Raw genomic sequence first — 11002 nt, 5'->3', positions numbered from 1 at the left:
GCTACAGATACCGAGACGACTACAGATGTACCTTTAGCCCTGGCGAATCTGGCTTCAGCCAATCCGGTTTGTGATGGTTTTGAGTTGAGTTGGGATGCTTCCACAGGAGCGGTAGATTACCTGATAGAGATAGATGATGACCCTACATTTGGCAGCATAGATTTGACTACTACTCAGGCAGGAACAACTTATATTGCCAGTGGTCTAAGCCAGGGTACTGTTTACAATATCAGAGTAACTCCCAGGAATACTTGCGGAGATGGTGCAGCGGCCGCAGATACCGAGACGACTACAGATGTACCTTTAGCCCTGGCGAATCTGGCTTCAGCCAATCCGGTCTGTGATGGATTTGAGTTGAGTTGGGATGCTTCCACAGGAGCGGTAGATTACCTGATAGAGATAGATGATGACCCTACATTTGGCAGCATAGATTTGACTACTACTCAGGCAGGTACTACTTATACTGCTTCAGGCTTGCCCCAGGGCACATTATATAACATCAGAGTGACCCCTAGAAATACTTGTGGAGATGGAACAGCGGCTACAGATACCGAGACGACTACGGATGTACCTTTAGCCCTGGCGAATCTGGCTTCAGCCAATCCTGTATGTGATGGTTTTGAGTTGAGTTGGGATGCTTCCACAGGAGCGGTAGACTATCTGATAGAGATAGATGATGACCCAGCATTTGGCAGCATAGATTTGACTACTACTCAGGCAGGAACAACTTATACTGCCAGTGGTCTGAGCCAGGGTACTGTTTACAATATCAGAGTGACCCCTAGAAATACTTGTGGAGATGGTGCAGCGGCCACAGATACCGAGACGACTACAGATGTACCTTTAGCCCTGGCGAATCTGGCTTCAGCCAATCCGGTTTGTGATGGATTTGAGTTGAGTTGGGATGCTTCCACAGGAGCGGTAGACTATCTGATAGAGATAGATGATGACCCTGCATTTGGCAGCATAGATTTGACGACCACACAGGCAGGTACTACTTATACTGCTTCAGGCTTGCCCCAGGGCACATTATATAACATCAGAGTAACGCCCAGAAACACTTGTGGAGATGGTGCAGCGGCTACAGATACCGAGACGACTACAGATGTACCTTTAGCCCTGGCGAATCTGGCTTCAGCCAATCCGGTTTGTGATGGTTTTGAGTTGAGTTGGGATGCTTCCACAGGAGCGGTAGATTACCTGATAGAGATAGATGATGACCCTACATTTGGCAGCATAGACCTGACGACCACACAGGCGGGTACTACTTATACTGCCAGTGGTCTGAGCCAGGGTACTGTTTACAATATCAGAGTAACTCCCAGGAATACTTGCGGAGATGGAGCAGCGGCCACAGATACCGAGACGACCACCGATGTACCGGAGCAGCCCATAAACTTGTTGAGTAGTGGAGAAGTTTGTGATGGATTTGATGCGGCCTGGGATCCCGCTTTGGGAGCAGCAAGTTATCTGATAGAAGTCAGTGATGATAATTTTGCCACTACAGTAACGACGGCTACTCCTACAGCAGGCACGGAGAGTGTAAGCTTTTCTGGTTTGAGTCAGGGCGTGACCTATGAGTGGAGAGTGACAGCGATCAACAGTTGTGGTAATAGTATAGTATCAGCAGAACAGACTGCAACAACTCTCACCGCTCCGGTAGTAACAGACCCTACACCAGCACTTTGTTCCGATGCAGTAGGAGGAAATACGGTAGCCAATGTAGATTTAACAGCACAGGAAAATACTATAGATGGAGGAGCAGGTTATCCTTTTGTTTGGTACAGCGATGCTGCGGCGACAGTATTAGTTCCTGATGCGACAAACGTAACAGTTACTGATGGACAAAGATTTTATGCCAGAGTAGGCACAGGTTCCTGCGAAGTGATTGCCAGCCTTACCTATACTGTCAATCCGCTGGAAGATGCCAGCTTTAATTATGCAGGAAGCCCTTACTGTCAGAATGATCCTAATCCAAGTGCACAGAATGTAATTACTCCGGGTGGTACTTTCTCTTCTACTGCCGGACTTGTTTTCTTGAATGTAAATACCGGTGAAATTGATTTAGCAGCCAGTACAGATGGAGCGTATACAATTACTTATACTACTGCTGGTGCTTGTCCTTCTGTGTCTACTTTTGGAATAACGATCAATGCCACCAATGATCCTTCTTTTAGCTATGCCAACGCTACCATCTGTCAGGATGCCGATCCTCAGACTCCCGATTTTGTAGCTACTAATGGAGGTACATTCTCCGCGGCGGCTGGTTTGGTAATTGATGGAGGAAGTGGTCAAATTAATCCATTAGCAAGTACTCCTGGGACATATACAGTGACATACGCTTTTGGTGGAACCTGTCCTTCCGATGCCACCTTTGATGTGACCATTACCAATGCGCCGGATGCGACTTTCACCTATGCAGGGTCACCATACTGCCAGAGCGATACTGATCCCGTACCTGCTTTTGCACCTGGAGCCAGTGTGGGAACCTTCTCAGCTCCGGCAGGCCTGGTGATCAACGCTACCACTGGTGTAATTGATCTTTCAGCAAGTGCTGCCGGAACATATACAGTAATCAATACTATCGCACCCTCAGGCACTTGTGCGGGTTCTACTGAAACTACTGATGTAGAAATTTTACCGACTGATGATCCTGGCTTTGATTATGCTCAGACTGCTTATTGTAAGGATGATCCTAATCCTACCGCTAACTTCTTGGGTACTACAGGAGGAGAATTTACTTCTAGCGATCCTGTAAACTTGATTGTAGATATCAGTACGGGTGAAATTGACTTAGTTGCTAGTAACGATGGTACATACACTATTACATATACTACTTTAGGAACGTGTCCTTCTTCATCTACTTTTGACATTACCATTAACGATGTAGATGATCCTAGTTTTGAGTATGATCCTGCCGGATATTGCAAAGATGTTGCAAACCCTACGGCAAATATCCTAGGCACCCTGGGAGGTACATTTACTTCAGCCACAGCAAATATTAGCAACCAATTTACTGGTGAAATCAATCTTGCTACTACGCCTGTGGGTACACACACCATTACTTATACGACTACAGGAGCTTGTGCAAGAAGCAGTACTTTTGATGTTGAAATCTACGCAGTTCCTACTGCCAATAGTCTTACCCAAGAAGTTTGTGAAGATACGGAAGGAGGAAGCACAACCACTGTTGATCTGACAGCACTTGAAAATGCTATAAACAGTAATGGAAGCTTGACCTTTACCTGGTACGATGATCCCGGATTGGCTCCAACTGATGAAGTTACTACGCCTAACAATGTTTCAGTGGGTAATGGAGATACTTATTACGCAGTAGTGAGCAATGGCAACTGCCAGACGGTAGGACAGGTTAGCTATACCGTAAATAGCCTTCCAACGGTAATTGACTTAACCCCTGACGCTTGTGAAACGACTGCTGGCAGTGGTGTCGCTTCAGCAAGCCTGAGAGATTTGGAAGTCGCTATGGATGGTGGCGCGGGACTTACCTTTACTTGGTTTGAAGATAATTTGTTTTCTACACCAGTTGCTGATCCTACTAATGTAACAGTAAGTAATGGAGATGATTTTTATGCATTGGCCAGCAATGGTACTTGCGAGAACTCCGCTTCGGTGACTTATACAGTAAATGCACTGCCAGTGATAAGCTTTAGTGGACTAAGTTCTCCTTATTGTGAAACAGATGGTGCTGTATTATTAACCGGGGATCAGGCACCCAATGGTACATTCTCTGGGCCAGGAATAACAGACAATGGCGACGGAACAGCCAGTTTTGACCCTGCTGTTGCTACCGAAGGAACTCATATCATCACCTACTCATATACAGATGGTAATGGATGTACGGCCGTAAGTACACAGACCGTGGTGGTTAACGATTGTACCTTGCCGGTAAGCGCTAATTTTACCGCTGACGTTACCAGTATATGTGATGGTGAGACAGTAACTTTCACCAATCAGTCATCGGGAACCATTACAACTTACACCTGGGATTTTGGTGTCGGAGCTACCCCGGCTACGGCTACAGGGGTTGGACCGCACGCGGTTACTTATAGTGGCGTGGCAAGTTATACCGTTTCTCTGGAAGTAAGTGATGGTGTAGATACAGATACGGAAAGCAAAACTGGTTATATCACTGTCAACCCGGCAGATGATTCAGGCTTTGCCTATGCTCAGACTGATTACTGTCCTGGGGATGCCAATCCTGTACCAACGGTTAATGTGCCAAACAGCGGAACATTCACAGTAAGCCCCGCTGGTCTGATCATCAATGCGAACACCGGAGAAATTGACATAGCAGGAAGTATTCCAAATGCATATGTTGTAAGATATACTACTACTGGAACTTGTCCGACATTTACAGAAGTGCCGATTAACATCAATCCAGTAGAAGATCCTAGCTTTACATATGCTAGTAGTACTTATTGTCAGAGCGATCTGCCAAATCCTAGTGCAAATGTTACGGGAGATGTAGGTGGTACTTTTGATGAGCCTAGTGGAGATCTGGTAATTGATATTTCTACTGGTGAGATAGATTTGGCAGGAAGTACAGCAGGTACATATACGATTACTTATACTACAGGCGGTCCTTGTCCGGCTTCAACAACTTTTGACATCACCATTGAAGCTGCTCCAGATGCTACTTTTAGCTATGCTTCAGCTTCTTTCTGTCAGACTGCAGGCAATCAGTTACCCAATAGTGTTACGCAGGGTGGAGGTATTTTCTCCATCGTAGGACCTGCTCCGGCTGGATTTTTAGTAGATGCCAGCACAGGTGAAATTGATCCAGCAGCTGGAAACGTAGGAAATACTTATACGATCATTCATCAAATCAATGGGCCAGCATGTAGTGATACACATACCTTTGATGTTACCATCACTGGTGCTCCTGATGCTACCTTTGAGTATGATCTTACAGTAGATGGAGCATCTTCCTTCTGTGAGAATGATGCTAATCCATTACCGAATTTTCCTTCTGGAGCTACCCCAGGTTCATTTTCTGCTTCACCAGCAGGTTTAGTGTTCACTGGATTTAATCCCGGAGAAATTGATCTTATAGCTAGTGCTCCCGGTATTTATTCAGTAACCAATACCATTCCTGCGGCTGGTTCTTGTCCTGCGGTCACACATACTGACCTGGTAGAGATCAGAGAGCAGCAAGATGCTAGTTTTGATTATGCCCAAATAACATATTGTAAGAGCGAAGCAAACCCTAGTGCGCAGAACCTAGCTACCACAGGTGGTACGTTTAGCTCAACAGCAGGATTAGTATTTGTAGATACAGGCACAGGTGAGATAGATTTGGCAGGAAGTACGGCAGGAAACTATATCATTACTTATAACACCAGTGGTGTTTGTAATGCTAGTGAAACCTTTGCCCTTGAAATTTCGGATGTAGAAGATGCCAGCTTTAACTACGGTGGGGCTACAGAATTCTGCAAAGCAGATGCGAATCCGGCGGTCACTATAGATGGTGTGGGCGGAGGTACATTCAGTTCGGATGCTGGTTTAGTATTTACCGCTAATCCGGGTGAGATAGATCTGACTGCGAGTACTGCGGGTGAATATGAAATCACTTATCAGACTCCTGGCACTGCTCCTGGTTTCTGTGCGGGTAGCAGTACAGTCACCATCACAATTTATGAGGAGGTGACTGCCAATGCCGGACTGGATGGTGCTTCCTGTAGTTTTGATTATACTTTGGGTGCGGACGTACCAGCAAATGGGATAGGTACCTGGACATTGGTGGGCACACCTCCGGGCACAGCTTTCTTCAATGATCTCAATGACCCTGCTACCGACGTGCAGGTGGATAACCCAGGTACTTATGAATTTCAGTGGGAAGTTGTCAATGGTAACTGTGTTAGTAGTGATATCGTGGAAGTTGTATTTACTGATCCTCTGGAAATAACTCCGGTAGGAAGTCCTAGTACAGCCAATTGTACAGCTACCCCTGGTGGACGTAGAAGGGTGACAGTTTCAGGAGGCAGTGGAAATTATACTTTGCTTTGGAGCCCCAACGGAGAATCTGACGAATTCTTAAATGGAACAGCAGCGGCTGGTTTTGGCCCCGGAGTACCTGGAGGAGTATATGTACTAACTGTTACAGACAATGATACCGGATGTGAAGCTACTTTTGTACAGGAAATTACGAATATCAGTATAGATGGAGCAGTTTCCATCACAGCTAATGATAATGCTTGTAGTGGAGATGGTGCAGGAAGCATAGAGGTGGAGTACCTGACGGGTACTGGTCCCTATGTAGTGACTTACTATGATGAGTTTGGAATAGAAGCGGATACACCACATAATTTAGCAGCCGGACCACTCAACGACCAGTTGACTGGCCTTGACGGAGGTATCTATTATGTAGATGTACAGGATCTGGGTGCAGGCTGTTCCACAGGGCGAAAGGTAATCATCACTGAACCCGCTCCTATCACAATTATGCCGGATGTTATCACGGATGCCTCATGTTTTGGAGTAGCAGATGGCAGCATTACTGTAGATGTAACCGGAGGTATAGGAGGAACATATACTTTCAGTTGGAAAGATGATACAAATACCGAAGTAAGTACTGACGAAGATCCTATAGGCCTGGCAGCCGGGGACTATTATGTAGAAGTAAGCGACGGCTCTGCCTGTCCTTTAGTTACCTCAGCAATATTTACTATTGGAGAGCCTGCTCCTGAAGCTGCTCCGGTAGCGAATGGTCCTACCAATATCACTTGCAACAGCTTTGATATCAGTTGGAGCGATGAAGGGGTAACTGACTATTTAGTAGATATAGCTACTGATAACGCATTTATAAATATTATTACAGGCTACAATGGACTGGTAGTGAGCGGAGGAACCAGTCTCTCGGTAAGTAGTACAGAAATTGAAGCAGGAGTAGAATACTTCTATAGAGTAAGAGCAATTGATGATGCATGCCTTACACCCTCTCAGTTTTCAGATATAGAAAGCGTAACTACCGATCCAATCCCGGCTCCTCGTGCTGAAGAAGTCAATGGTTTCTGTGATTCATTTACAGCAGAGTGGACCAGTGTAACGGGGGCAATAGACTATTATCTGGATGTATCTACTGATCCTGCTTTTACAACGAATGATATTATTGATAATCAGGCAGTAGGTTTAGTAAATAGTTTTAATGTAAATGGCCTGACTGATGCTGGACCTTTCTACTACAGAGTAAGAGCAGAAACATGTGAAATATCGGCAAATTCTAATGTTGTAACTGTGGAGCTTTTAGGAGCCCCTGCTCAGCCTGATGGTTTAACTACAAGTCTTGAGAATTGTACAAGCTTCCAGGCCAGTTGGAACGCAGTACCAGGAGCAGCTAATTATCTGATTGAAGTGAGTGCAGATGGATTTACTACCATTACTTCGCATTATTCAAATGTTGAGTCATTTGAAGTTCCTGGATTAACTGCAGGCACGGCCTACGAATGGCGAGTGACCGCACTTCACCCTTGTAACAATAGCGCTGCATCAGCTCCTGTCCCCGCTAGTACTTTGGATGTACCGGAAGCTTTGACAAATCTCATTGCCACTCCTTCCTGTGAAGGTTTTGAGTTAAGCTGGAATACTACTAATGGTGCTAGCGAATACCGAGTAGAAATATTTGACAATCCTGGTTTCACCGGACTGGCTATTGAAAGTGTAACTCAGCCAGGAACTACTTATGTAACCACGACTGTGTTGGCTGAAGGAACAGAATACTTCTATCGGGTTACTCCTGAAAATAGTTGTGGTGATGGAGTGGGAGCCAATAATAGTGTAATCACATTAGAAAAACCCGCTGCACTTTCAGGCTTAACAGTAGATAACGTATTCTGTGATGGCTTTGAAATAAGCTGGGATGCAGCGGATAGAGCAGGTGAATATCATGTAGAAATAGATGATGATAATCTGTTTGGCAGTCCGGAGGTTGATTTACTTCAGCCTGAAACTAGCTACATTGTTTCAGGGCTAACTGATGGTGTGACTTATTTCTATCGCATTACTCCTGGAAATGGATGCGGAGATGGAACGGAGGGTACTGGAAATGAAGTACCCACAGTTACAACTCTAGCAGCACCAGTGAACTTAAATATAAGTTCATCAAATTGTACCGGATTTACCCTAAGCTGGGATGCCGTAGCCGGAGCTATCCAATATAGGGTTGAGGCTTCATCAGACCACTTTGGTACTATTGCAGAGAGTATGTTGGTAAGTACGTTGAGCTACGACTTTGTATCACTTTCTTCTAACGTTATGGATTACAAAGTAAGAGTGGTAGCGATAGACAATTGCGGAAATGATGGTACCTTATCGGCAGAGATGGATGCCCAAACTGCTCCTCAGGAAGATTGTGGTTGCGGATTTGATCCTGCCAGAGCATCTTTTGTAGTCTCTTCAGAGAATGTAAACTGTCCAGGTAGTGAAGATGGAGCCTTAATGGTATCCTTAAGTCCTACATCTACGGCAAACCCTAGCAGATATGAGTACAGCTATGTCAACGGACAGGATTCCGTTGGTTTTGTGGCAGGAGGACGTTCCACAGGATTGGTATTCTTGGCTAATAATCTTTCTGCCGGAGATTATACAGTCTATGTTTGGGATAAGAATGGGGATCCGGCAACTTGTGATACGCTTAAATCCTTTACCCGCACAATTTCGGTGCAGAATGATATTACTTTATCGTCTACGCCAGCAAGCTGTGAAGAAAATGGAAGCATTTCCTATGCGATGCCTTCAACCTGTAATGGTTCACTGCTCTATGGGGTCTTGCTGAGAGACATGAGCGGCGAAAATCAAAACTTATATTTTGATGACAATACTGCCGAAGTTCCAGCAGGGAATTACGAGATTACAGTGATCAATGATCTGGGAGATACATTATCTACTTATTATCGGGATGTAATCACCACCTGTAGCAACGGAGGTGGAGGTTCAGACGGATCTGTATGTACGGTTGATGGAAGAATCGTGAATTTCCAGAGAGGAGCTGTAAACTGTGAAACTGGGGAAGGTAGTGTTTCTCTGAGAGTAGAAGGGGACTTTAGCAACGAATACACTTTCACACTCAACAGCCTTTCAGGTGTAGTGGACAGAGATACAACAGTTGTCGGAACGGCTACTTTTGAAAATCTACCTTCCGGTAGCTACACATATACTGTTTCCAATGTGGTAACCGGAAGTAACTGCTTCTCATCCTTTGATCTTCTGGAAAATACAGTGGTGATTGATCCGGTTGCAGCAGGAGACTATAACTTACCTGACTGTGATGCCCCTGAGCAAATAGCTTCTTTGAATCTATCGTTCAGTGTACTTCCTTCTATCACTGATCTGTACGTAATGAGTGGCAGTGATACAGTGAGTAGTGTAGTGCTGGAAGTTGGTGCTACTGATACGGAAATAGTAGGTCTAGCAACTGGTAATGTTTATGATATCGTGATGCAAGCCAGAGCAACTGATACTGAATACTGCCCGGCTTTCCGTACTATCAATGTACCGGTAACAGGTATTGTGGATATCAGCTTTGAGCATAGTAGCGAGGATATTACTTGTTTCGGAGATGGAGGTACAATTACAGTAAGCAATATTGTAGTGGCTGAAAATACCAGCTTCACCATGAATGTGATGAAGCCGGATCAGACGCAGCCATATGCTAGTCGTATCTTCTCTACAATACCAAGTAGTTATACATTTGCTAACCTTGAAAAAGGAGATTATCGCATTCAGCTTGTACAGCAACAGTCAAGCTGTGGAATCATCAGTACCGAAAGTTCTCCGGTATTCACAATTGATGGAGGCGATAAGGAGCTTTCGGCAGTTGTGCCTGAGGAAGTGTTTGTAGATGTAAATAATCCTTATGGCACCATCAAACTGGATAGTATAGAAGGAGGAGGCTTGCCTTATGAAGTGCGTATTGCAGCCGACCCTAACGGAAATACTACCGACTGGGTAGAAGTAACCAATGACAATCCGGTCATCAAGCCTTATGCTTATGAGTTTATTGATTTGGAGATAGGTACCTATTTTATAGAGCTTAGGGATCGTTTTGGTTGTTCTGTCTTGTTTGAGGTAGATATCCGTTATACCGCAGAGTTATATATTCCTAACATCATCACTCCTAATGGAGATGGTGATAATGATACCTTCAGAATCATCAACCTCACGCCTGAGGATAGTGAGAGTGGCGCTAAAATGCTTATCACTAACCGTTGGGGCAAAATCGTCTATCGTTCCAATAATTATAGCAATGACGATGGATGGGATGGAGGTGAAAGTGCGGATGGGATGTACTTCTATCAGTTGGTAATGCCCGATGGTAGCCAGTATACCGGCTGGATAGAAGTTTGGAGAGGCAGAACGCCTTAAGGTTGAACTGCCAAAAGAAAAGGCTGTCTTTTATATAGAAGACAGCCTTTTTTAATTTCTCTAAGTCAAGAGCTGCTTAAACCAGCTTGGCATCTAGCTCAATATCTACTGCAGCTAATGCTTTTGAAACTGGGCAATTTTCTTTTGCTCCCTTAGCATGCTTTTCAAAATCTTCTTTACTGATTTCAGGAATTTTGGCTTGGGTGATTAGTTTGATTTTTGAAATGGAAAACCCTCCATCAGATTTGGTTAGGCTCACTTGTGCTTCAGTTTTTACACTTTCTGGAGAGAATCCGGCGCCTTCCAAAGCTCCTGATAAAGCCATGCTATAACAACCGGCGTGGGCTGCGGCTATCAGTTCCTCAGGATTGGTGCCATCTCCTTCTTCAAAGCGTGACTGGAAGCTGTAAGCACCTTTATAAGCGCCACTGCCTAAGGCCATATCGCCTTTTCCGCTTTTAAGACCACCTTTCCATTCAGCATTTGATTTTCTTAGTGCCATAAAATTTAATATTAAAGGTTGAAAAAATAGTACTATCATAAAACGACTGAGCTTGGTAAAAGTTAATAATAAAACGAAATTGCGGTATTGATCCGCAAGAATGAGATTATACAAACATCA

Annotated in this window: 2 protein-coding genes; one reads left to right on the top strand and one right to left on the bottom strand. The window is 44.6% G+C overall.

Features of this window, described 5'->3' with window-relative positions:
* Nucleotides 1-84 precede the first annotated feature (84 nt).
* Complete coding sequence (locus WJR50_RS21510) at nucleotides 85-10380, top strand: T9SS type B sorting domain-containing protein (protein WP_341295387.1); 10296 nt, start codon at nucleotides 85-87, stop codon at nucleotides 10378-10380.
* A 76-nt stretch (nucleotides 10381-10456) separates the two neighbouring features.
* Here the strand turns inward: WJR50_RS21510 and WJR50_RS21505 are convergent, their stop codons facing one another.
* Entirely contained in the window at nucleotides 10457-10996 is a 540-nt protein-coding gene (locus WJR50_RS21505; protein ID WP_341295386.1) for an OsmC family protein, read from the bottom strand.
* Nucleotides 10997-11002 lie beyond the last annotated feature (6 nt).

The organism is Catalinimonas locisalis (genome assembly GCF_038039535.1).
Taxonomy (GTDB): Bacteria; Bacteroidota; Bacteroidia; order Cytophagales; family Cyclobacteriaceae; genus Catalinimonas.
The sequence above is the reverse complement of the archived record's forward strand: the minus strand, read 5'-3'. Positions and strand labels throughout refer to the sequence as shown.